The following is a 21,200-nucleotide window of genomic DNA, read 5'->3' on the forward strand; positions in this document are numbered from 1 at the left end:
AGCTGCGATGACTGCCGTCGACATCGGTGGCCGGGGCCGGATCGTCGCCCCGCCGAGCATGGCCGAGTTGGCGACCTCGGCGCTGCGCGGGATGATCCTCTCCGGCGAGCTGGCGCCGGGGGAGCGGCTGGTCGAGACGAAGCTGACCGAGCTCCTCGGGGTCTCCCGGCCGCCGCTGCGCGAGGCGCTGCAGACGCTGGGGTACGAGGGCCTGGTCGTCGCGCATCCCCGGCGCGGGGCGTTCGTGCGCAGCCTGACCCGGCACGACGTCTACGAGATCGTGACCCTGCGCGAGGAGCTGGAGGCCTTCGCCGTGCGGCTCGGCGTGCCGGTCCGCGACGAGCGGCGCCTGGTGGCGTGCCGGGAGGCGCTCGCCGCCTTCGCCGACGCCGGCCGGTCCGGTGACGAGGGACTGTTCACCCAGCGCAAGTACGACTTCCACCTCTCGATCGTGGCGGTCGCCGGGCACCGGCGGCTGACCGAGACCTACCGGTCGCTGTCGCTGCAGATGCAGCTGTGCATGGCGCTCAACCGCTCCGCCCGCCGGGACCGGGAGAGCCTGCTGCAGAACGTCGAGCGGCACCGCGAGCTCCTCGAGATCGTCGAGGCCGGGGATCCGGACGCGGTGCAAGAGGCGCTGGCCGACCACGGTCACGGCAGCTTCCTCGTCGACGTCGTCGACCGGCTCGAGGGCGGCACGCCGGAGTCCGAGGAGTGGCTGGCCGCCCGCCGGGCCGGAGCGGGCTCCGGGCACGCGAACTGACCGGTCATCCGGGCGGCCGCGGCCCGCAGCAGCGCCGCGGCCTCGCCGGCCCGGTCGCGGGAGAACCGGGTGGTCGGGCCGGACACCGACAACGCCGTCGGTGACGGAGCCCCCGGAACGGGTACCGCGACGCAGAACACGCCGAGTTCGTGCTCGGAGTCGTCCAGGGCGTGGCCGCGGTCCCGGGCCGCCGCGAGCTCGGCCAGCAACGGCTCGATCCCGGTGATGGTGTGCGCGGTCAGCCGGGGCGTGCCCGCGCCTGCCAGGAGCCGCCGGGCGGTCTCGGCGGGCATCTGGGCCAAGAGCGCCTTCCCGACCCCGGTGCTGTGCAGCGGCACCCGCCGGCCGATCTCGCTGAACATCCGCATCGAGTGCCGCGGCGACGGTGCCTGGGCGGTGTAGACCGCCCGGTCGCCGTCCAGGACGGCGAGGTTGGCGGTCTCGCCGATCGTCTCGGCCAGCGCCTTCAGACCCTCCGCGGCCCGCAGCCCCAGCATCCGGGAAGCCCGCTCGCCCAGCCCGACCAGCCGCGGCCCGAGTGTGTAACGGCGGTTGGCCAGCTGGTGCACCTGTCCGAGCTCCTGCAGGGTGCGGACGATCCGGTGGATCGTCGGCAGTGGCAGTCCGGTCGCCTCGGCCAGCTCGCTGACCGACAGCTCGCCGCGCGCCTCCGCCATGACCTCGAGCAGCGCGAAGGCGCGGGCGACGGACTGCACACCGGACGTGCCGCGTTCGGAGGCGCTCATCGGTGAGCTACAGCCAACCCGGGACGACGAACACCAGGCAGGTCACCAGCGGCGCGATCGCGCACATCGAGAAGCCCCAGATCATCAGGCCGCGGAAGACCCGCTCGTTCTGCTCGACCGGCGAGTTCGCGACGACCAGGGCACCACTGGTGGAGAACGGCGAGGAGTCCACCACCGACGACGAGATCGCCAGCGCGATGATCATCCCGACCGCACCGACCTCCCCGGCGAGCAGGAACGGGACGGCGAGCGGGATGAGCGCACCGAGGATCCCGGTGGTGGAGGCGAACGCCGACACGATCCCACCGATCAGGCAGATGATGATCGCCGCGAGCAGCGGGGCGCCGATCCCGGTGACCAGGTTGCCCAGCCAGTCGATCGTGCCGACCCGCTCCATCAGCGAGACGAACGTGACGATGCCGCAGATCAGCAGCACGGTGGGCCACGCGACCTGGCCGACGGCCGCCTTCGCCGACACCGGCGAGATCACCGACAGCACCGCGGCGACGGTCAGCGCGGTGAAGCCGACGTCGAGACCGAACGCCAGCGCCCCGACGGCCAGGGCCGCCAGCCCGATCAGGGTGAACCAGTGGTCGCGGGTCAGCGGCTCCACCCGCATCAGGTCGTCCGCCTCGGCGCCGGTGGCCCCGCTGGCGGCCCCGCCGGTGGCCCCGCTGGCGGCCCCGCCGGTGGCCCCGCTGGCGGCCCCGCCGGTGGCACTGCCGGTGCCGGCCCCGCCCGGCGACGCCGCGTCCCCGGCCCCGCCGCCGGACGGGGTCGCCGGTCCGCCGGCCGCGACCGTCGTCGAGGAGGCCGTCGCGCCGGAGAACGCCGCCGTGGCGGGCTCGGTCGAGGTCGTACGGCCGCCGGTCGCCGTGCGGCCGGATCCGGGAACCGTCGTGGTCGCCATCTCGGCGGAACGCTGCATCAGCTCGCGGCCACCGAAGATGAAGAACACCACGACGCTGAGCACCAGATTGAACAGGAACGACGAGACGAACAGCAGTGCCGGACTGCCCGGCAGGTTGTTCCGTTCCACCACGCCGTTCGTGATGCTGCCGAAGATGCTCATCGGCGAGAATCCGCCTGCGCTGCCGCCGTTGATGATGAGCAGGCCCATCAGCATCGGATTGATCCGGTAGCGCAGCGCGAATCCCATCCCGACCGGGGCGATGATCGCGACGGCGGCCGGGACGACCGCGCCCACCGCCGTGAGCGCGGCCGTGACCAGGAACATCACCCAGGGGATGAGGGCGATCCGGCCGCCCACCGCCCGCACCGCGAGCTGGATGAGCCGGTCCACCGTCCCGTTCCCCTTCGCGATCGCGAAGAGCAGCGTGACGCCGACCAGGATGATGAACAGGTCACCGGGGAATCCGGCGACGATGTCGTCGGCGTCCTCGCCGACGAATGCCGTCCCGACCACGAATGCGGCCACGAACGCCAGTGCGCCCATGTGGACCGGGAGAACGGTTGCGATCACGAATACGAGCGCCAGTGCGACGACCGTGATGAGTTGGATGGACATCGGGTCAGATCCTCTGTGGTCGACGGTGACGCAGGGGACTGGAATGCGAGTGCACAGCACTACGAATGCACGGCAATGCGAGTGCACGGCGGAGTCCGACTTTCCGCATGACGGAAGAGCCGTTCCCTTATTCGAGTATTAGCCGGGTCACATCCGGAGTGTCAACCCCCTCGACGGCGTGCTGTAGACGGTATACCGTTCGACCGGCGGGACCAGCGTTCCGTCATGCGGAACCGCTCAGAGCCGAGCGTCGGAGGACAGATGACGTACGCCGCAGGGCGCCACTTCCTGCAGATCCCGGGCCCGACCAACGTGCCGGACCCGGTGCTGCGAGCGATGTCGGCGCCGACCATCGACCACCGCGGTCCCGAGTTCCAGGGGCTCGCCCTCGAGCTGCTGCACGACATCCGGCCGGTCTTCGGCACGACGAACCCGGTGATCATCTACCCGGCCACCGGGACCGGCGCGTGGGAGGCCGCGCTGCGCAACACGCTCAGCGCCGGGGACGCCGTGCTGAGCTTCGAGACCGGGCACTTCGCGACGCTCTGGCAGGAGATGGCGCGCGGCCTCGGGCTCGAGGTCGATTTCGTGCCCGGCGACTGGCGGCACGGCGCCGACCCCGGCGTGGTCGCCGAGCGGCTCGCCGCCGACACCGCGCGCCGGATCAAGGCCGTGTGCGTGGTGCACAACGAGACCTCGACCGGCGTGGTGAGCCGGATCCCGGAGATCCGGGCGGCGATCGATGCGGCGGAGCACCCGGCGCTGCTGCTGGTCGACACGATCTCCTCGCTCGGGTCGATCGACTACCGGCACGACGAGTGGGGCGTCGACGTCACCGTCGCCGGGTCGCAGAAGGGGCTGATGCTCCCGCCCGGGATGAGCTTCAACGCGGTCAGCGACAAGGCCCTCGCCGCCTCCCGCGACGCGGGCCTGCGCTCGACGTTCTTCGACTGGTCCCCGATGCTCGCCGCGAACGAGCGCGGCTTCTTCCCCTACACCCCGAACACCAACCTGCTGTACGGCCTGCGGGAGGCGCTGCGCCTGCTCTACGACGAGGGACTGCCGAACGTCTTCGCCCGGCACGCGCGGCACGCCGAGGCGACCCGGGCCGCCGTCCGCGGCTGGGGCCTGGAGGTGCTCTGCCTCGACGAGCGCGAGCACTCCGGCTCGCTGACCGCGGTGCTGGTCCCCGACGGGGTGGATGCGGACAAGATCCGCGGCGTGGTCCTGGACCGGTTCGACATGTCGCTGGGGGCCGGGCTGGGCCGGCTCGCCGGGAAGGTCTTCCGGATCGGGCACCTGGGCTCGTTCAACGACCTCACCCTCGCCGGCACGCTCGCCGGCGTCCAGATGGGACTCAACCTGTCCGGTGTTCCGGCCGGTCCGGCCGGGATGGAAGCCGCGCTGGAGCGGCTGCAGGCCGACTGACCACCTCCGAGACCCGGCCGAACCGCGCGAGAGGACCCACCACCGCATGACCGCCGCACCGATCGCCGCCGCCACCGACGCTCGTCCCGCCGCGGACCTCGAGCAGGCGCTGCGCGCCCGGGTGCGCGGCGAGGTCGCCTTCGACGACTACACCCGGCACCTGTTCTCCCGGGACGCCAGCATGTACTCGATCATGCCGGCCGGCGTGGTCTTCCCGCTCGACCACGACGACGTCGCCGCCGCGGTCCGGACGGCGGGGGAGTTCGGGGTGCCGGTCGTCGCGCGCGGCGCCGGCACCAGCCTGGCCGGCCAGACCGTCGGGCCCGGCCTGGTGCTGGACACCTCCCGGCACCTGAACCGGATCGTCGAGCTCGACCCGGATGCGGGGACCGCCGTCGTCGAGGTCGGGGTGGTGCAGGACCAGCTCAACGCGGCCGCCGCGGCGCACGGCCTGATGTTCGGCCCGGACACCTCCACCAGCAACCGGGCGACGATCGGCGGGATGCTCGGCAACAACTCCGCCGGCAGCGGGTCGCTCACCTTCGGCATGACGATCGACCACATCCGGGCGCTCGACGTCGTGCTGTCGGACGGGTCCACGGCGCGGCTGGAGCCGGTGGACGAGGCCGAGCGGCTGCGCCGGGCGCAGGCCGACACCCTCGAGGGTCGGATCTACCGGGAGCTGCCCGAGCTGGTGAGCGCGCACGAGAAGGCGATCGCCGGGGGCATGCCGCTGTTCTGGCGACGGGCCTGCGGCTACCGGCTGGACCGGCTGGCCGGCTACGGCGAGGCGAACCCGTTCGACCTGGCGAAGTTCGTCGTGGGTGCGGAGGGGACGCTGGTGCTGGCCACCCGTGCCGTCGTCGACCTGGTGCCGAAGCCGAAGCGCACGGTCTACGCGGTCGGGCACTTCGACACCACGCACGGCGCGATCTCGGCCACCCTGGACGCGCTGAGCTGCGCGCCGCACCAGGTCGAGATGATGGACAGGACCATCCTCGACCTGTCCCGGGAGAAGATCGAGTACGCCGACCTGGGCAACCACCTGGTCGGCGACCCGGCTGCGCTGCTGTTCGTGTCGTTCTCCGGCGACGACGAGGCCGCCCTCGTCGAGAAGGTGGACGCGGTCGCCGACCTGTGGGAACGGCACGGGCACGGCTACCACACGCTCAAGCTGGTCACCCCGGCCGAGCAGGCCGCGCTGCTGAAGGTCCGCAAGTCCAGCCTGGGGCTGCTGATGGCCGCCGGGGAGGGGACGAAGCGCCCGCTGGCCTTCATCGAGGACACCGCGGTCGCGCCGGAGCACCTCGCCGCCTACACCGAGCGGTTCGCCGCGATCCTCGACGAGCACGGGCTGGAGGCCGGCTTCTACGGTCACTGCTCGGTCGGCTGCCTGCACATCCGGCCGTTCGTCGATCTCACCGATCCCGAGCAGGTCGACACGATGCGGGTGGTCGCGGAGAAGGTCAAGGACCTGGTCGCGGAGTACGGCGGCGTCAACTCCAGCGAGCACGGCGACGGCCTGGCCCGGTCCGAGTTCAACCGGGAGGTCTTCGGCGACGAGCTGTACGAGGCCATGCGCGCGGTCAAGCGGCTGTTCGACCCGGCAGGCGTCCTGAACCCGGGCAAGATCGTCGATGCACCGCCGATGACCGACAACCTGCGCGACCGGGACGCGCTGCCGCCGGCGCCGCCGCTGAGCACGGCGCTGTCGTTCGAGGTGGTCGGCGGTCCCGGTGCGGGGATGCGCGACGTGGCGGACCGCTGCATGAACATCGGCCTGTGCCGCAAGACCACGTCCGGGGTGATGTGCCCGTCGTACCAGGCCACCCTGCGCGAGGAGGACTCCACCCGGGGCCGGGCCAACGCGCTGGTGAAGGCGCTCTCCGAGCCGGACCCGGCGGCCGCGCTGGGCGACGACCGGCTGCACGAGATCCTCGATCTCTGCCTGATGTGCAAGGCCTGCAAGAGCGAGTGCCCGATGAGCGTCGACATGGCCTCGCTCAAGGCCGAGGCGCTGCACCAGCAGCACGAGACGCACGGCACCCCGCTGCGCTCACGGTTGTTCGGCGCGATCCGCTCGCTCAACCGGCTCGGCTCGGCGACCGCCCCGCTGTCGAACCTGCCGGGCCGGATCCGGCCGCTGCGGGCGCTGGCGGAGCGGACCGTCGGGATCACCGCGGCACGGCCGCTGCCGCGGTTCGCCCGGAACAACCTGGTGCGCTGGTACCGCCGCCGCGGCACACCGGTCGCCGGCGCCCCGCCGACCGGCACGGTGAACTGGCTGGCGGACTCCTTCACCACCTACACCGAGCCGCACATCGGCCGGGCCGGCATCGAGCTGCTGGAGGCCGCCGGCTGGCGGGTCGAGCTCGCCGGCGGTGGCTGCTGCGGGCGCTCCAGCCTGTCCAAGGGGATGGTCGACGACGCGCGGGCCAAGGCGTCCGGGCTGGTCGCCTCGCTGATCATCAACACCGAGTCGGACTCACCGATCGTCGGGTGCGAGCCGTCGTGCGTGTTCACGTTGCGCGACGAGACGCTCTCGCTGCTGCCCGACCGGCCGGAGGTGCGCCGGGTCGGGGAGCGGGTCCGGCAGGTCGAGGAGCTGCTGGTGGAGGCGATCGACGCCGGATCGCTGACGCCGTCGCCGTCGTCCTGGCTGGCCGGACGGCGGGTGGTCTTCCACGGGCACTGCCACCAGAAGGCCGAGGTCGGGACCGCGGCGACGGTGGCGCTGCTGCGCCGGATCCCGGGCCTGGAGGTCGCCGAGATCGACTCGGGGTGCTGCGGCATGGCCGGCTCGTTCGGCTTCGAGGCCGAGCACTACGAGACGTCCATGACGGTCGGGCGGGACCGGCTGCTCCCGGCCATCGAGCGCGAGCCCGACGACGTGCTGGTCGCCGCCACCGGCGTGTCCTGCCGGCAGCAGATCTTCCACGGCTCCGGGCGGACCGCCTGGCACCCGCTGGAGCTGCTGCGCTCCGCGCTCGACGGCGCCGGCGAGCGGCCGTGAGGCTCGTCCGCTACGCCCTCGACGGACGGGCGGGAGCCGGGTTCCTGGAGGCCGGACCGGACGGCGACGTCGTGCGCGCGCCCGGGACGGGCAGGGTGCTGGCCCGGCTCGAGGAGGTGCGGCTGCTCGCGCCGTGCGAGCCGCGCACGATCGTGTGCGTGGGTAGCAACTACGGGTGTCAGGTCGCGGAGAAGGGTCGCCCGCACCCGGTCGAGCCGGCGCTGTTCCTGAAGGCGCCGAACGCCGTCATCGGTCCGGAGGAGTCGATCCTGCACCCGGCCGAGGTGCACCGGCTGGAGTACGAGGGCGAGCTGGCGGTGGTGATCGGGCGGACCGCGCGGGAGATCCCCGAGGACGACGCATTGTCCTACGTGCAGGGCCTGACCTGCGCGAACGACGTCACCGCCGACGACTGGCGGGCCGACGGGCAGTGGACCCGGGCGAAGAGCGCGGACACCTTCTGCCCGCTCGGGCCGTGGATCGAGACCGACCTCGGCGACCGCGGAGCCGGCGGGCGCACGCTCAGCACCGAGCTCGGCGAGCGGACCGTGCAGCGCTCCGACACCGGTCGGATGATCTTCTCGGTCCCGGAGATCCTCGCCCACGTCACGCGGTGGATCACCCTGCGGCCCGGCGACGTCGTGCTCACCGGCAGCCCGGCCGGCGTCGGGCCGATGGTGCCCGGTGACCGGGTCACCGTCGAGATCGACGGGCTCGGGCGGCTCGCCAACCCGGTCGCCGCCCGGGCCGGAACGGGATCTCAGGTTCTGGGTGACCGGGTGTCGTAGCCGATCCGCGTCCGGACCCGGCGCGGACGGCCGCGCAGCACCTCGCGGAACGTCGCGGTGGCACCGAGGACGACGGTGGCGGAGAGCAGGATCTGCGTCCACATGGGACAACCTCCGGACTGGCTGTGTGCGGGACCGTTCCCGTCGACGTCGAGGATCCGCGCACCGGTCCCTGGCCAGAAGGGGCAGGGACGACGAGGGTCGTCAATATCCCGCCATCTGCATCCCGCCATCTGCCCGGCGACGTCCCGCCACCGCGCGCCGCGGTCGGCCGGTCGCGGCACTAGGGTTCGCACCGCACACGGCGTGGAACGGGGTGGGTGCATGGAGTCGCGGGAAGGTCACGCCTGGGGGACGGTGCTGCGTCCGCAGCAGCCGGGGACCGACGGCGCCCGGACCCGGGGCGCGGCGATCGGTGCCGGCCTCACCTGGATGGCGGCCTGGGGCCTGCGGATCGCGCTGATCGCGGTCGGGTTCGTGGTGCTGGGCTACGTGATCGGCATGTTCTGGTCGGTCGTCTGGCCGGTCGTCCTGGCGATCCTGCTGACCACGGTGCTGCGCCCGCCGGCCGGCTGGCTGATCAGGCACCGGCTCCCGCCCGCGCTGGCCTCGGCCGTCGCGCTGCTGGTCGCGGTCGGCGTGGTCACCGGGATCTTCGTGGCGATCGCCCCGTCCGTCGTCGGGCAGGGACAGCAGATCGCGAACGGCGTCGTGGCCGGGATCGGGCAGATCCGGGGCTGGCTGGCCGGTCCTCCGTTCAACCTCGGCGAGGGCGAGCTCGGCGGCCTGCTCGACACCGCCACCCAGCAGGTGCAGCAGAGCGCCACCACGATCGCCGGCGGCGTGCTGACCGGGGTCTCGGCGTTCGCGTCCGGGTTGCTCAACGTGGTGCTGGCGCTGGTCCTGTCGTTCTTCTTCATCAAGGACGGCCCGCGCTTCCTGCCCTGGCTGACCGCGATCAGCGGCCCGTCGGTCGGCCGGCACCTGAGCGCGGTGCTGAGCCGGATGTGGGCGGTGCTCGGCGGGTTCATCCGGGTGCAGGCCATGGTCAGCCTGATCGACGCGGTGCTCATCGGGATCGGGCTGGTGGTCATGAGCGTGCCGCTGGCGCTGCCGCTGGCGGTGCTGACCTTCCTCGGCGGCTTCATCCCGATCATCGGAGCGCTGGTCGCCGGTGCGCTCGCGGTGCTGATCGCGCTGGTCACCCAGGGGCTCACCACGGCGATCGTGGTGCTGGTGATCATCGTCGCGGTGCAGCAGCTGGAGGGCAACGTGCTGCAGCCGTTGCTGCAGGGCCAGAGCCTGCGGCTGCACGGTGCCGTGGTGCTGCTCGGCGTCACCGCGGGCGGGTCGATGGGTGGCATCGGCGGGGCGTTCCTCGCGGTGCCGGTGGTCGCCGTCGTCGCCGTGCTGCTGCGGTACACGGGCGAGCAGATCGACCGCAACGACCCGCGGAACGACGGCGCGGTCCCGCCGGCCGACGACGACGGCAGCGGCCGGTCCGAACAGGACGGTGCCGGGACGGGGACGGGGACGGGGACGGGCACGGGGACGGAGACGGAGACCGGGGCCGAGTCGACGAGCGCTGCCGCCACGGCGGTGGCGGCGTCGGAGGACGACCGCGCACCGGATGCGGACGCGCGCGGGGGCCATGCCTGACGTCCCGCCCGGTGGCCCGCCCCGAGCAGCGCGGAGAACGAGTCGTCGACGAGCACGATGTCGGCGACGCCGCGGGTCACCGCGCTGCCGCTGCGCCGGCTGTGCGTCGTCCGTCGATCGGGGACGACGGAACATCGGGCCGTGCGACCGTGTTGGACGGGACGGATCCGACATCAGGGAGGCACATCCATGACCGAGACCGCCATCCTCGCCGGCGGCTGCTTCTGGGGCGTGCAGGAGCTACTGCGCCAGCGGCCCGGGATCGTCTCCACCCGCGTCGGCTACTCCGGCGACCCGAACACCCCGAACGCGACCTACCGCAACCACGGCGACCACGCCGAGGCCGTCGAGATCGTGTTCGACCCGGCGGGGATCTCCTATCGCGAGATCCTGGAGTTCTTCTTCCAGATCCACGACCCGTCGACCAAGGACCGCCAGGGCAACGACATCGGCCGCAGCTACCGCTCGGTGATCTCCTACACGACCGAGGAGCAGAAGAAGGTCGCCCTGGACACCATCGCCGACGTCGACGCCTCCGGGCTCTGGCCGGGGCGCGCCACCACCGACGTGGAGCCGGCCGGTGACTTCTGGGAGGCCGAGCCGGAGCACCAGGACTACCTGCAGAAGTACCCCTACGGCTACAACTGCCACTTCCCGCGCCCGCACTGGGTGCTGCCGAAGCGGACCGCGACGACGAGCTGACGCCCCTCCCACCACGAGCGCCCGTCCCCGTACCCCGGGGGCGGGCGCTGCGTCGTCTGCAGGCCCGGCGTCGGGATCGGGTGGTTCGGATACGCCGTGCGTCGTAGGACGCTGCGCTGGACGCAGCAGCATCGTCAGTTCTGATGACCTCCGGTCCCGGAGCGCCTCGATCGTTAACGAGCCCCCGGCCCCTGGCGACGACGAGGTGTGTCCGGCGACGAGCGGGCACTCCGTTCCGCACACTGAGCTGGACCGTCGTCGCGCCGCTGATCTCCTTCTACAACACCGGCCGCCGGATCGCCGACGCCCAGCGTTCGGCCGGGATCCCGGTCACCTGCAACCCGGTGGTCGGGCTGCTGCTGTGCTTCGTGTTCGGCCTGCAGAGCCTCTACTACCAGGCCGAGCTGAACCGGATCGTCGACGCGTACGGGGCGCCGGAGCGGAGCCAGGTCGCCCTGGTCGGCTGACACCGCGTGCCGCACGGCCTGCCGGACCCGCAGATCGTCGAACGGCGGGGCCGCGTTGTTGGGAGCAGCGCGAGCGCCACGATCGGCACGAGCAGGCGTGCGGCCATCCGTTCCCCCGGCACCGACTGATCCACTGGTCCTGCCAGCACCCACCCCGGCAGTGGGGGTGGGGCGCCCGGGATCAGGTGGTGTGGGGGTGGAAGCGGCGCAGGCGCAGGCTGTTGGCGACGACGCACAGCGAGCTGACGGCCATGGCCGCGCCGGCCAGCATCGGGTTGAGCAGGCCGAGCGCGGCCAGCGGGATGGCCGCGGTGTTGTAGGCGAACGCCCAGAACAGGTTGGTCCGGATGGTGCCGAGCGTGCGACGGGACAGCCGGACGGCGTCGGCGGCGGCCCGCAGGTCCCCGCGGACCAGGGTGATGTCCGAGGCCTCGATCGCGACGTCGGTGCCGGTGCCCATGGCCAGGCCGAGGTCGGCCCTGGCGAGCGCGGCGGCGTCGTTGACGCCGTCGCCGACCATCGCGACGACCCGGCCCTCACCCTGCAGGCGTTCGATCACCGCGAGCTTCTCGGCGGGCAGCACGTCCGCGATCACGGTGTCCGGGCCGGTGCCGATCCCGACCTCGGCCGCGACCGACTCGGCCACCGCCCGGTTGTCCCCGGTCAGCAGCACCGGGGTCAGCCCGAGCCTGCGGAACTCCGCGACCGCCTCGGCCGAGGTGTCCTTCACGGTGTCCGCGACGACGAGCACCGCGCGGGCGGCGCCGTCCCACGCCACCGCGACCGCGGTCCGGCCCTGCGCGATCTCCCGCCGGGCCGCCTTCGCCAGCGTGCGGGTCAGCGGCACCGAGCACTGCTCCAGCAGACCCGGCCGGCCGACCAGCACCGCACGTCCCTCGACGGTGCCCCGCACCCCGAGGCCCTCGTGGTTGGCGAAGTCCCCGACCGTGGGGAGGTCGCCGGTGCGCCCGGCCGCGGCGGTCGCGATCGCGGCCGCGATCGGGTGCTCGGAGGCCCGTTCCAGCGCCCCGGCCAGCCGCAACGCCTCGTCGTCGGGCACCCCGGGGGCGGCGTGCACGCCGACCAGCGCCATCGCGCCGGTGGTCACGGTGCCGGTCTTGTCCAGCACCACGGTGTCCACCCGCCGAGTCGACTCCAGCACCTCCGGGCCCTTGATCAGGATGCCCAGCTGGGCGCCGCGACCGGTGCCGACCAGCAGCGCCGTCGGCGTGGCCAGGCCGAGCGCGCACGGGCAGGCGATGATCAGCACCGCGACCGCGGAAGTGAACGCGCCGGTCGCACCGACCCCCGCACCGAACCAGAAGCCGAGGGTGGCGAACGCGACCGCGATCACGATCGGCACGAACACCCCGGAGATCCGGTCGGCGAGCCGCTGCACGGCCGCCTTGCCACTCTGCGCGTCCTCGACGAGCCGGGCCATCTGCGCCAGCCGGGTCTGCGACCCGACCCGGGTCGCCCGCACGACCAGCCGGCCGCCCGCGTTGACGCAGGCCCCGACGACGCCCTCGCCGGTCCGGACCTCGACCGGCACCGACTCGCCGGTGAGCATCGAGACGTCGACCGCGGAGCTGCCCTCGACGACCTCGCCGTCGGTGGCGATCTTCTCGCCCGGCCGCACCACGAACTCGTCGCCGACGGCCAGGCGTGCGACCGGGATCCGGACCTCTGTCCCGTCCCGGCGGACCGTCACGTCCTTCGCGCCGAGCTCCAGCAGCGCGCGCAGCGCCGCCCCGGCCCGGCGCTTGGAGCGGGCCTCGAAGTACCGCCCGGCCAGCACGAACGTGATCACGCCCGCGACGACCTCGAGGTAGATGTTGCCGGCGCCGTCGGACGGGACGACGGTCAGCTCGAAGGCGTGCGTCATCCCCGGGGCCCCGGCGGTGCCGAGGAACAGCGCGTACAGCGACCAGGCCATCGCGGCCGTGGTGCCCAGCGAGATGAGCGTGTCCATCGTCGCCGCGCCGTGCCGCAGACCGGTCAGCGTCGCCCGGTGGAACGGCTCACCGGCCCAGACCCAGACCGGCACCGTGAGTACCAGCGAGGCCCACTGCCAGTTGACGAACTGCCAGGCCGGGACCATCGCCAGCACGACCACCGGCAGCGACAGCACCGCCGCCACCGCCAGCCGGTCGCGCAGGTCCAGGGTGCCGTCGGGATCGTCCCCCTCGGCGTCGGGGCCGGTCCGGGGGCCCGGCAGCGTCGCGGTGTATCCGGCCGCCGCGACGGTCTCGACCAGCCGGTCGGTGCCGATCCCGCCGGGGGCCTGCACGCGCGCCTTCTCGGTGGCGTAGTTGACCGTCGCGGACACGCCGTCGAGCTTGTTCAGCTTGCGCTCGACCCGGTTCGCGCACGACGCACAGGTCATCCCGCCGATGGCGATCTCGATCTGCTGCACCCGCTGCGGGGTGGTGGCGGTCACGGCGTGCCCACCGGCGCGTGGTCGGAGTGCCCGGTCCCCGCGCCGGCGCCACCGTCGACGATCCCGTGCCCGGCCACGGCCGGTGCCGGGCCGAGCCAGGACGGGGGCGGGACGGTGGTCCCGGCCAGGTACGCACCGGCGGTGAGCAGGGCGACGGCCGCGCCGTAGGCACAGAGACGGGCTGCGGTGCTCATCGTCGGGGTCCTCCCGGGCGGGGTCGGTGGTCAGGCCAGCTGGTAGCCGGCCTCCTCGACGGCGGAGCGGACGGCGTCGTCCGCGACCGGGGCGTCGCTGGTCACGGTGACCGCGCCGGTCGGGAGGTCGACCTCGACGCCGGTGACGCCGTCGAGCTCACCGACCTCCTCGGTGACCGAGGCGACGCAGTGCTGGCAGGTCATGCCGGTGACGGTGTAGGTGGCGGTGCTCATCGGGAACCTTCCCTCCGGGTCGGGGAGCGGTCAGGAACGGACCGGCGTCGCGGTCGCTCACCATCATACCCCCTGGGGGTACGAGTGCGCCGTCGCGTCCGGCCCGCGACGGCGAGTGTCGGCCCGGCTGCGGCGAACGGGCCGATGGTGCGGCGCAGGTCACCGCGGAGCGTGATCACCGGTGTCCCGGATGCCGGGTTCCGGTCGTCCGGCGGGGTGATCTCCGACCCACCGCATCGGTTCGATCACCGATCGTGGGTACAGAGGAGGGAGTGGGCCCGCCGGGGGAGGCGGCCCGACCCCCGGACGGCAGGAGGAACCATGCGCACCGCGGACGGCCCCGGACGGACCGGCCCCCGCCCGGCCGCCGACGACCCGGCCCGCCTGCGGCGGCGGGCCACCCGCTGGGAGGACGCGTTGAGCGTCCTGCTCGGCCTGCTCGCCGCGGCCGGGCTGGCCGTCGGCTGGGTCGCCGGTGGGGCGGCGCAGCAGGCCGTGCAGGAGCGCGCCGCGGTGGAGGCGGCGGAGCGGGCGCCGGTGCAGGCCACGGTCGTCGACCGGGTGGTCGCGGTGACGGAGATGCAGTCCGGGCAGCAGACCGCGACGGTGCGCTACACCACCCCGGACGGCCGGGAGGAGACCGGTGGGACCACGCTGACCGGGCTCTACGAGCCGGGGGACCGGGTCGAGGTCTGGGTGGACCGGTCCGGGGAGCTGGCGTTGCCACCGAGCACCGCCGAGGACGCGGTGGTGGTCGCCGTCGCGACCGGGCTGATGACGGTCATCGGGTGCGGGATCGTGGTGCTGCTGCTCGGCAGGCTCGGCTACTACTGGACCGGCGCGCGGATCGCCCGCGCCTGGGAGCTGGGCTGGGCCGACGTCGAGCCGCAGTGGTCCGGGCGGCGCCGGGCCTGACCCGGGCCCGCACCGGGCAGGCCGTCAGGGGGCCGGGGCGAGGGAACGCAGCCCGGCGTCGAACAGCCCGACCACCTCGTCGACCAGCTCCGGCAGGTCCGCCCCGCGCGGGTCGGCGCCGTGGTCGCCGAGCCAGTGCTGGACCGCGACCCGCAGCCCGGCGACGGCCGCGGCCGCCACCAGCGACGGGTGCAGATCGCGGGCCGGGTCGACGCCGGTACGGTCGGCGACCGCACCGGCCAGGGCCTGCTCCTGGGCCACGAACGCCCCGATCTGATGCGCCAGCAGGGTCGGGTTCCCGCGCAGCCGGCGCATCTGCAGCACCCGTTCCCGGTACCCGGGCTCGTCGACCACGGCCCGCAGCGCGTGCCGCAACGCCTCGGTCACCGGCTCGTCCGGCGGGCGCGCGGTGAACGCCTCGACCAGCGCGTGCGCGGACGCGGTGTCCCCGGCCACCACCGCCTCCTCCTTGGAGGCGAAGTAGTTGAAGAACGTCCGCGGCGCGACGTCGGCAGCATCGGCGATCCGGTCGACCGTCACGTGCTCGAGCCCGTGCTCGCTGCACAGCCGTAGCGCGGCCTCGGCCAGCGCGGCCCGGGTCGCGGCCTTCTTCCGCTCCCGCCGCCCTGGCGGGCAGGCGTCCGCCGGGTCAGCCACGGTCGGCTCCCACGTTGTCCCGGGCCGGGGTCCCGATCACCGAGACGGCCGGGACCCGGTCGGTGGCCGGGTCGTCGCGGGCGGGGCCGAGGTCGACGTCCAGGTGCAGGCCCTCGACCGGCACCGTCACCCGGTGGGCCGCCGGGCGGCCGTTCCAGTTGTAGATCGTGGAGACGGTGCCGGTGTCGACCTGGATCTGGTAGAGGCCGGTGTCGTCGGCCCGGGTACGGCCGAGTTCGCTGCCGTCGGTGTCCAGGACGGTCAGCATCGCGCCCCCGGCGGGGAATCCGTCGGCCCGGACGGTGCCGTGCAGCACCGGGCCTGGCGTGACGCCGTTCGTCTGGTGCCGGCCGACGGTGGCTGGTTCGTCGATCCGTTCCGGTCGCGGCTGCTCGATGTCGATGGTGTCGCGCAGCGGCTTCTCCCGCAGGAACGAGACCGCGATCAGGGCGAGCAGCGCCAGCGGGGCGGCGACCGCGAAGATGTCCGCGATCGCGTGCCCGTAGGAGTCCATCACGATCGACCGGATCGGCTCGGGAAGCTCGGCCAGGTTCGGCACCTGGCCACCGCTGACCGCGTTGGCCTGCCCGCCGATCCCGGCGTCGGCCAGCCCGGAGGCCGTCCGGGACGCCACCACCGAGGCCAGCAGCGCGCCCAGCCCCGCGACGCCGGCCGAGCCGCCCAGCGACCGGAAGAAGGTGACCGTGGAGCTGGCCGCGCCCATGTTGCGCAGGGCGACGGTGTTCTGCACCGCGAGCACCAGGTTCTGCTGGGTCGCGCCGACGCCGAGGCCGACCAGGGCCATCGCGATCGCGATCTGCCAGTACGGCACCGTCGAGGTGATGAGCAGTGCCTCGAGGGTGAGTCCCACGGTCAGCGACGCGGTACCGAACACCAGGTAGCGCTTCCACCTGCCGAACCGGCTGATCAGCTGCCCGGCGATGTTCGACGCCAGGAACATGCCGACGATCATCGGCAGGGTCATCAGGCCGGCCTCGGTCGCGCTCGCGCCGCGGGACAGCTGGAAGTACTGGGACAGGAAGATCGTCGAGCCGAACATCGCGACGCCGACGAACAGGCTCGCCACGGTGGCCAGCACGAACGTCCGGTCCCGGAACAGGAACGGCGGGATCACCGGCTCCTTCGCGCGGCGCTCGACGACGACCGCGAGCACCAGCACCAGCAGGCCGCCGCCGATCAGGCCGAGCGAGGTCGGCGAGCCCCAGGCGAACTGCTTGCCACCGAGCGAGGTCCACAGCAGCAGGGCCGAGACACCGACCGCGATCAGGAGCGCACCGAGGTAGTCGATCGAGACGTCGTCGCGCTTCTCGGTCGTCACGTTCAGCGTGCGCTGCAGCACCAGCAGCGAGATCGCCGCCAGCGGGACGCCGACGAAGAAGCACCAGCGCCAGCCCAGCGGCGAGTCCACGATGACGCCGCCGAGCAGCGGGCCGCCGACCACCGCGACCGACATGATCGCGGAGAGGTAGCCCATGTACCGGCCGCGCTCGCGCGGGGTGATGATCGCGGCGATGACCACCTGGGCGAGCGACTGCAGGCCGCCCATCCCCAGGCCCTGCAACACCCGGAACCCGATCAGCTGTGACGTCTCGGTGGCCAGCCCGCACAGCACCGAACCGACCAGGAAGATCCCGATCGCCGCCTGGACCAGCAGCTTCTTCGAGTAGAGGTCGGCGAGCTTGCCCCAGATCGGGGTGGAGGCCGTCATCGCCAGCAGCGAGGCCGAGACCACCCAGGTGTACTCGGCCTGGGTCCCGCCGAGGTCGCCCAGGATCCGGGGGAGGGCGTTGGAGACGATGGTGCTGGACAGCACGCCGACGAACAGGGCCATCAGGAGCCCGGTCAGCGGCAGGACCACATCCCGGCGGTGTTGGGCGCGCGTGCGCGATTCGGCAATAGTTGACGTCACACAACGAGTCTGGCCGCGAACATGCAGTGCGTGCAAGTTTGCGGGGTGTGCGTCGCCGCACATCGCGCATGTCTGCAGACCCGGCAAAACCGGCACTCCGGCACACGGAGCGACGACTCGGGACCTGCATCCCGGGATCTACCGCCCGGCGGTGATCCGGGCCAGGCGCCGCTGCGTCGGCCACTTGACGTCGGTGGCCCAGCCGAGCTTCTCGAACAGCCGGATCGTCCCGGCCGAGATGTCGATCTCGCCGCGGCCGACGCCGTGCCGGGCCGAGGTCGGGTCGGCGTGGTGCAGGTTGTGCCAGGACTCGCCCATGCTCGGGATCGCCAGCAGCCAGACGTTGGTCGAGCGGTCCCGGGACCGCCACGGCCGCTCGCCGACCAGGTGGCAGATCGAGTTCGTGGACCACGCGACGTGGTGCGAGACCGCGGTCCGGACCAGCCCGGCCCAGAAGAACGCGGTGAACGCGCCCCACCAGGTCCCGGTGACGAGCCCGCCGACCAGCGCCGGCCCGAACAGCCCGGCGATGGTGATCACGCTGAAGGCCCGGTGCACCCGGTCGAGGTCCGGGTCGGCGAGCAGGTCCGGGGTGAACCGGCGCTGGTCGGTGAGCGAGCGGTCGAAGATCCAGCCCATGTGGGCGTGCCAGAACCCGCGCACCAGCGCGGCCGGGGAGGTGCCGTACCGCCACGGCGAGTGCGGGTCGCCCTCGGCGTCGGCGTAGGCGTGGTGCCGGCGGTGATCGGCGACCCAGTGCCGGACCGGGCCCTGCACGGCCAGGCTCCCGGCGACCGCGAGCGCGATCCGCAGCGCCCGGTTGGCCTTGAACGAGCCGTGCGTGAAGTACCGGTGGAAGCCGACGGTGACACCCAGCATCGAGATCGCGTAGAGACCGAGTGCCATCCCGGCGTCGAGCCAGGACAGGCCCCGGCCCCAGGCCAGCGGGACCGCCGCGAACAGGGCGAGTGCCGGGACGATCGCGAAGGCGTAGACGAACAGGTGCGGAACGGGGTGGCGGAGCTGATCGGAGAGATCGCGGGAAGCTGCGGGCCGGGTGTCGGTCACGGCCTCCGATCGTTCCGGTTCGCACCACCCCGGTCAGTGGGGAGAACCCCCGTTCCGGCGGCCCCGGTCATGCGGTTCCCGGCCATGGCTGCCCCCGGTCATGACGGCACGGGCGTTGGCGACGTGACCGACCATGACCGCTGCGGCCCATCCGCCGTCGCCGGCCCGCATCGCCGCGACGATCTCCACGTGGTGGGCCAGGCTGCGGGCGAGCGACGCCGCGTCGTAGGTGTGGAAGGTGCGCAGGACGACCGGTGCGTGGATCACGCCGGCCAGTGCCGACGCGAGCGCGGGCGCGTCGGCGATCTCCACCAGGCGTGCGTGGAAGCGCCGGTTCAGCTCGACCAGGCCGTCGAGGTCCTGGTCGGGGCCGGGCGCGCCGGTCGCGAGCATCGTCCTGGCCAGCGCGTCGAGCTCGTCCAGCTCGGCCGGGGTGGCGCGGGCGGCGGCCCGCTCGGTGGCGCGCGGCTCCAGGGCCCGCCGGACGTCGAAGATGTCGTCCAGGTCGGTGTCGGTGAACCGGGTGACCCGCGCTCCGCGGTGCGGATGCAGCTCGACGAGCCCCTCGGCGGCGAGCCGGGTCAGCGCCTCCCGGACGGGGGTGCGGGACAGGCCCAGCCGGTCGGCCAGTTCGACCTCACCCAGGTGCGTGCCGCCGGGCAGCGCGCCGGAGAGGATGTCCTCGCGCAACGCGTGCTGGGCCCGTTCGGACGCTCGTCGCGGTGCCGTGTCGACCATCGGCTCTGCGCACCTCCTCGTGTATGCAACCTACGAGGGTACGTGCGACGCGCAATCCGGGGAGGCTGGTCAGCGCACCGAACACAAGGCACGATTGCGGTAGTTGTACACAACGAGAAAGGGGAGGCCCGTGGCCGACCTGCTCAGCCGTCCCGGCGACCGACGTGCCCGGCTGCGTGCCCTGATCGACGCCGGTGAGCCCGTGCTCGCCCCGGGGGCCTACGACGCGCTGTCCGCCCGGCTGGTCGAGCAGGCTGGGTTCGACGCCTGCTACATGACCGGGTTCGGGACCACCGCGGGCCTGCTCGGCCGGCCCGACGTCGGGCTGCTCGGCGGCGCGGAGATGGCCGCCAACGCCCGCCGGATGGTGGCCGCCACCGACCTGCCGCTGGTCGCCGACGCCGACACCGGCTACGGCAACCCGATCAACGTGGTGCGTACCGTGCGCGAGTACGAGCAGGCCGGGGTGGCCGCGCTGCACCTGGAGGATCAGGTGATGCCCAAGCGCTGCGGGCACCTGACCGGCAAGCAGGTGGTCCCGGCCGGCGAGATGGCGGCCAAGGTCCGGGCCGCGGTGGACGCCCGCACCGACCCGGACCTGCTGATCATCGCCCGGACCGACGCCGCCGCCGTCGACGGGCTGGACGCGGCGCTGGAGCGGGCGCGGCGCTTCGCCGACGCCGGCGCGGACCTGCTGTTCGTCGAGGCGCCGACCTCGGAGGAGGCGATCGAGACCGTCGCCACCGAGCTGAGCGGACACCGGCTGGTGTTCAACTGGGCCGAGGGCGGCCGGACGCCGGCGCTGTCCCGGGAGCGGCTGGCCGAGCTGGGGTTCGCGCTGGTGCTCTACCCGGTCGGGACGCTGCTGGCCGCGACCGCGGGGATGCGGGAGCTCTTGGAGCGGCTGCGCACGGACGGCACCCCGGCCGCGATGCTCGACCGGCTCGGCGGCCTGGACGCGTTCACCCGGATCGCCGGGATCGACGAGGTGCGCGAGCTCGAGGAGCGCTACCGCGACGACGCCGGGGCGTGACCCGTACCCGCCCCGGACGCGGCAAACTCGCCGGTGCCCGGGCCGGCCGGGTACCCACCCCGAGTGGCGCCTCCCTGTGTCGTGGCCCACACTCGGCGGCACGTGACCCGTTGACCTGCAGAAGTCGATCGACATGACGCCGACCGGCGGGGCACGACCCGACTCCCCAGGCGGTGAATCGTGCGGCAGAGCTCTCCGCGGCTCCGTATCTGCGAACGATGCTGGACCTCGGTGTCCGACGGCTCGGTGTGCCGGATCGCCCGGCACACCGAGCCGCCCGACGACGCACCCGTGTTCAGCTACCGGCATCTCGACGGCGACCCGGCGTGCACCGGCGCGCAGCAGCCCGAGCTCGAGTCCAGGGATGTCACGTGAGCGTGCCCCGAGGAGCGGATCCCCGCCGGTTCCCGCCCGCGCGTCCCGGCCTGGCAGCCGTCCCGGCGCAGGCCCGCGACCGGGCGCCGGGCGACCCCACCGTGGTGTCCGCGGAGCACCAGCGGCTGCGGAACAGCCTGAGCCCGGTGCTGGCGGGTCTGCGCTGGCCGGCGTACCGCTGGCAGGTGCTGGCCGAGGCGGAGGCGTGGGGCGTCAGCGGTCTGGTCCGCGAGCAGCTGGTGCCGCTGCCGGACGGCCGCTACCCCTCCCTGGAGGCGATCCTCGAGGTGCTCGCCGCGGTCGCCCGCGGCCGGGCCCGGCGACCGGCTCCGGCCCCGGCGATCGGCGCCGACCGGCTGCATCCTGCCGAACGCGCGGTCGTCCGACGGCACGCCGGGCCGGGATCGGGTCCGGCCCGGCACACGGGCTGATACCACCGGCGGCCGAACCCTGGGTGTGACCGCTCGAATGTCGCCGAGGGGCACCACACGGCTGCGCGGAGGTCGAGAATCCGCGCTGTGG

Annotated in this window: 21 protein-coding genes; 11 read left to right on the plus strand and 10 right to left on the minus strand. The window is 73.3% G+C overall.

Annotated elements, in window-relative coordinates; genetic code table 11:
- Window positions 1–7 precede the first annotated feature (7 nt).
- Window positions 8–763: a GntR family transcriptional regulator gene (locus ACLFMI_RS18750; protein WP_410949189.1), complete on the plus strand. Its 756-nt coding sequence runs from the start codon at window positions 8–10 to the stop codon at window positions 761–763.
- Here ACLFMI_RS18750 and ACLFMI_RS18755 read toward each other — a convergent pair.
- Together ACLFMI_RS18755 and ACLFMI_RS18760 are read right to left on the minus strand one after the other, a co-directional pair.
- Entirely contained in the window at window positions 652–1,509 is an 858-nt protein-coding gene (locus ACLFMI_RS18755) for an IclR family transcriptional regulator (protein ID WP_410949190.1), read from the minus strand. The two genes, ACLFMI_RS18750 and ACLFMI_RS18755, sit on opposite strands and share 112 nt — an antisense overlap.
- Before the next feature lie 7 nt (window positions 1,510–1,516).
- Complete coding sequence (locus ACLFMI_RS18760; protein WP_410949191.1) at window positions 1,517–3,037, minus strand: SLC13 family permease; 1,521 nt, start codon at window positions 3,035–3,037, stop codon at window positions 1,517–1,519.
- A gap of 261 nt (window positions 3,038–3,298) precedes the next feature.
- Here ACLFMI_RS18760 and ACLFMI_RS18765 point away from each other — a divergent pair, with 261 nt between their 5' ends.
- The 3 genes from ACLFMI_RS18765 to ACLFMI_RS18775 are packed head-to-tail and all read left to right on the plus strand — an operon-like array spanning window position 3,299 to window position 8,266.
- Window positions 3,299–4,465 (plus strand): pyridoxal-phosphate-dependent aminotransferase family protein, encoded by a 1,167-nt coding sequence (locus ACLFMI_RS18765; RefSeq protein WP_410949192.1) that lies wholly within the window; start codon window positions 3,299–3,301, stop codon window positions 4,463–4,465.
- A gap of 46 nt (window positions 4,466–4,511) precedes the next feature.
- Entirely contained in the window at window positions 4,512–7,478 is a 2,967-nt protein-coding gene (locus tag ACLFMI_RS18770) for an FAD-binding and (Fe-S)-binding domain-containing protein (protein ID WP_410949193.1), read from the plus strand.
- Window positions 7,475–8,266, plus strand: coding sequence for a fumarylacetoacetate hydrolase family protein (locus tag ACLFMI_RS18775; RefSeq protein WP_410949194.1), 792 nt, complete (start codon window positions 7,475–7,477; stop codon window positions 8,264–8,266). Before ACLFMI_RS18770 ends, ACLFMI_RS18775 begins: the two co-directional genes overlap by 4 nt.
- Here ACLFMI_RS18775 and ACLFMI_RS18780 read toward each other — a convergent pair.
- Window positions 8,239–8,370 carry a hypothetical protein gene (locus ACLFMI_RS18780; RefSeq protein ID WP_410949195.1) on the minus strand — a complete coding sequence of 44 codons (132 nt, stop codon included), beginning with the start codon at window positions 8,368–8,370 and terminating at the stop codon, window positions 8,239–8,241. The two genes, ACLFMI_RS18775 and ACLFMI_RS18780, sit on opposite strands and share 28 nt — an antisense overlap.
- A gap of 220 nt (window positions 8,371–8,590) precedes the next feature.
- Here ACLFMI_RS18780 and ACLFMI_RS18785 point away from each other — a divergent pair, with 220 nt between their 5' ends.
- From ACLFMI_RS18785 to ACLFMI_RS18795, 3 genes are all read left to right on the plus strand, one after another.
- Window positions 8,591–9,925: an AI-2E family transporter gene (locus tag ACLFMI_RS18785; RefSeq protein WP_410949196.1), complete on the plus strand. Its 1,335-nt coding sequence runs from the start codon at window positions 8,591–8,593 to the stop codon at window positions 9,923–9,925.
- A gap of 189 nt (window positions 9,926–10,114) precedes the next feature.
- Window positions 10,115–10,627, plus strand: coding sequence for a peptide-methionine (S)-S-oxide reductase MsrA (gene msrA / locus ACLFMI_RS18790; RefSeq protein ID WP_410949197.1), 513 nt, complete (start codon window positions 10,115–10,117; stop codon window positions 10,625–10,627).
- Between the two features lie 143 nt (window positions 10,628–10,770).
- Window positions 10,771–11,094, plus strand: coding sequence for a hypothetical protein (locus ACLFMI_RS18795; RefSeq protein WP_410949198.1), 324 nt, complete (start codon window positions 10,771–10,773; stop codon window positions 11,092–11,094).
- 181 nt (window positions 11,095–11,275) lie between these two features.
- Here the strand turns inward: ACLFMI_RS18795 and ACLFMI_RS18800 are convergent, their stop codons facing one another.
- From ACLFMI_RS18800 to ACLFMI_RS18810, 3 genes are read right to left on the minus strand one after another with little or no spacing between them, the layout of a single operon-like run.
- Window positions 11,276–13,534, minus strand: coding sequence for a heavy metal translocating P-type ATPase (locus tag ACLFMI_RS18800; RefSeq protein ID WP_410949199.1), 2,259 nt, complete (start codon window positions 13,532–13,534; stop codon window positions 11,276–11,278).
- On the minus strand, window positions 13,531–13,728 hold the full coding sequence (locus tag ACLFMI_RS18805) for a hypothetical protein (protein WP_410949200.1): 198 nt from the start codon (window positions 13,726–13,728) through the stop codon (window positions 13,531–13,533). The genes ACLFMI_RS18800 and ACLFMI_RS18805 overlap by 4 nt, the downstream gene beginning before the upstream one ends.
- Window positions 13,729–13,758: 30 nt before the next feature.
- Entirely contained in the window at window positions 13,759–13,962 is a 204-nt protein-coding gene (locus tag ACLFMI_RS18810; RefSeq protein WP_410949201.1) for a heavy-metal-associated domain-containing protein, read from the minus strand.
- A 321-nt stretch (window positions 13,963–14,283) separates the two neighbouring features.
- On the opposite strand from ACLFMI_RS18810, the gene ACLFMI_RS18815 reads away from it, so the two are divergent.
- Complete coding sequence (locus ACLFMI_RS18815; protein WP_410949202.1) at window positions 14,284–14,877, plus strand: Rv1733c family protein; 594 nt, start codon at window positions 14,284–14,286, stop codon at window positions 14,875–14,877.
- A gap of 24 nt (window positions 14,878–14,901) precedes the next feature.
- Here ACLFMI_RS18815 and ACLFMI_RS18820 read toward each other — a convergent pair whose 3' ends face one another.
- The 4 genes from ACLFMI_RS18820 to ACLFMI_RS18835 all read right to left on the minus strand — a co-directional run bounded on the left by ACLFMI_RS18820 (window position 14,902) and on the right by ACLFMI_RS18835 (window position 19,270).
- The gene (locus tag ACLFMI_RS18820; protein ID WP_410949203.1) at window positions 14,902–15,534 is read right to left on the minus strand and encodes a TetR/AcrR family transcriptional regulator; all 633 of its coding nucleotides are present in this window, start codon (window positions 15,532–15,534) and stop codon (window positions 14,902–14,904) included.
- Window positions 15,527–17,413, minus strand: coding sequence for an MDR family MFS transporter (locus tag ACLFMI_RS18825; protein ID WP_410949204.1), 1,887 nt, complete (start codon window positions 17,411–17,413; stop codon window positions 15,527–15,529). The genes ACLFMI_RS18820 and ACLFMI_RS18825 overlap by 8 nt, the downstream gene beginning before the upstream one ends.
- Window positions 17,414–17,602: 189 nt before the next feature.
- Entirely contained in the window at window positions 17,603–18,532 is a 930-nt protein-coding gene (locus ACLFMI_RS18830) for an acyl-CoA desaturase (RefSeq protein ID WP_410949205.1), read from the minus strand.
- Between the two features lie 33 nt (window positions 18,533–18,565).
- A complete protein-coding gene (locus ACLFMI_RS18835; RefSeq protein ID WP_410949206.1) occupies window positions 18,566–19,270 on the minus strand; it encodes a GntR family transcriptional regulator in 705 nt (234 codons plus the stop codon).
- Window positions 19,271–19,400: 130 nt separating this feature from the next.
- On the opposite strand from ACLFMI_RS18835, the gene ACLFMI_RS18840 reads away from it, so the two are divergent.
- The 3 genes from ACLFMI_RS18840 to ACLFMI_RS18850 all read left to right on the plus strand — a co-directional run bounded on the left by ACLFMI_RS18840 (window position 19,401) and on the right by ACLFMI_RS18850 (window position 21,109).
- Complete coding sequence (locus ACLFMI_RS18840) at window positions 19,401–20,303, plus strand: isocitrate lyase/PEP mutase family protein (RefSeq protein ID WP_410949207.1); 903 nt, start codon at window positions 19,401–19,403, stop codon at window positions 20,301–20,303.
- 231 nt (window positions 20,304–20,534) lie between these two features.
- A complete protein-coding gene (locus ACLFMI_RS18845) occupies window positions 20,535–20,678 on the plus strand; it encodes a hypothetical protein (RefSeq protein ID WP_410949208.1) in 144 nt (47 codons plus the stop codon).
- The gene (locus ACLFMI_RS18850) at window positions 20,675–21,109 is read left to right on the plus strand and encodes a hypothetical protein (RefSeq protein ID WP_410949209.1); all 435 of its coding nucleotides are present in this window, start codon (window positions 20,675–20,677) and stop codon (window positions 21,107–21,109) included. Before ACLFMI_RS18845 ends, ACLFMI_RS18850 begins: the two co-directional genes overlap by 4 nt.
- Window positions 21,110–21,200: the final 91 nt, after the last annotated feature.

This window comes from Pseudonocardia nantongensis (genome assembly GCF_046546495.1).
In the GTDB taxonomy this organism is placed as follows: Bacteria; Actinomycetota; Actinomycetes; order Mycobacteriales; family Pseudonocardiaceae; genus Pseudonocardia; species Pseudonocardia nantongensis.

What these genes read in the sequence shown, in the direction of transcription:
- ACLFMI_RS18750 (WP_410949189.1), top strand. Translation starts at nt 8, where the DNA reads ATGACTGCCGTCGACATCGGTGGCCGGGGCCGGATCGTCGCCCCGCCG.
- ACLFMI_RS18755 (WP_410949190.1), bottom strand. Translation starts at nt 1,509, where the DNA reads ATGAGCGCCTCCGAACGCGGCACGTCCGGTGTGCAGTCCGTCGCCCGC.
- ACLFMI_RS18760 (WP_410949191.1), bottom strand. Translation starts at nt 3,037, where the DNA reads ATGTCCATCCAACTCATCACGGTCGTCGCACTGGCGCTCGTATTCGTG.
- ACLFMI_RS18765 (WP_410949192.1), top strand. Translation starts at nt 3,299, where the DNA reads ATGACGTACGCCGCAGGGCGCCACTTCCTGCAGATCCCGGGCCCGACC.
- ACLFMI_RS18770 (WP_410949193.1), top strand. Translation starts at nt 4,512, where the DNA reads ATGACCGCCGCACCGATCGCCGCCGCCACCGACGCTCGTCCCGCCGCG.
- ACLFMI_RS18780 (WP_410949195.1), bottom strand. Translation starts at nt 8,370, where the DNA reads ATGTGGACGCAGATCCTGCTCTCCGCCACCGTCGTCCTCGGTGCCACC.
- ACLFMI_RS18785 (WP_410949196.1), top strand. Translation starts at nt 8,591, where the DNA reads ATGGAGTCGCGGGAAGGTCACGCCTGGGGGACGGTGCTGCGTCCGCAG.
- msrA (WP_410949197.1), top strand. Translation starts at nt 10,115, where the DNA reads ATGACCGAGACCGCCATCCTCGCCGGCGGCTGCTTCTGGGGCGTGCAG.
- ACLFMI_RS18795 (WP_410949198.1), top strand. Translation starts at nt 10,771, where the DNA reads ATGACCTCCGGTCCCGGAGCGCCTCGATCGTTAACGAGCCCCCGGCCC.
- ACLFMI_RS18805 (WP_410949200.1), bottom strand. Translation starts at nt 13,728, where the DNA reads ATGAGCACCGCAGCCCGTCTCTGTGCCTACGGCGCGGCCGTCGCCCTG.
- ACLFMI_RS18810 (WP_410949201.1), bottom strand. Translation starts at nt 13,962, where the DNA reads ATGAGCACCGCCACCTACACCGTCACCGGCATGACCTGCCAGCACTGC.
- ACLFMI_RS18815 (WP_410949202.1), top strand. Translation starts at nt 14,284, where the DNA reads ATGCGCACCGCGGACGGCCCCGGACGGACCGGCCCCCGCCCGGCCGCC.
- ACLFMI_RS18835 (WP_410949206.1), bottom strand. Translation starts at nt 19,270, where the DNA reads ATGGTCGACACGGCACCGCGACGAGCGTCCGAACGGGCCCAGCACGCG.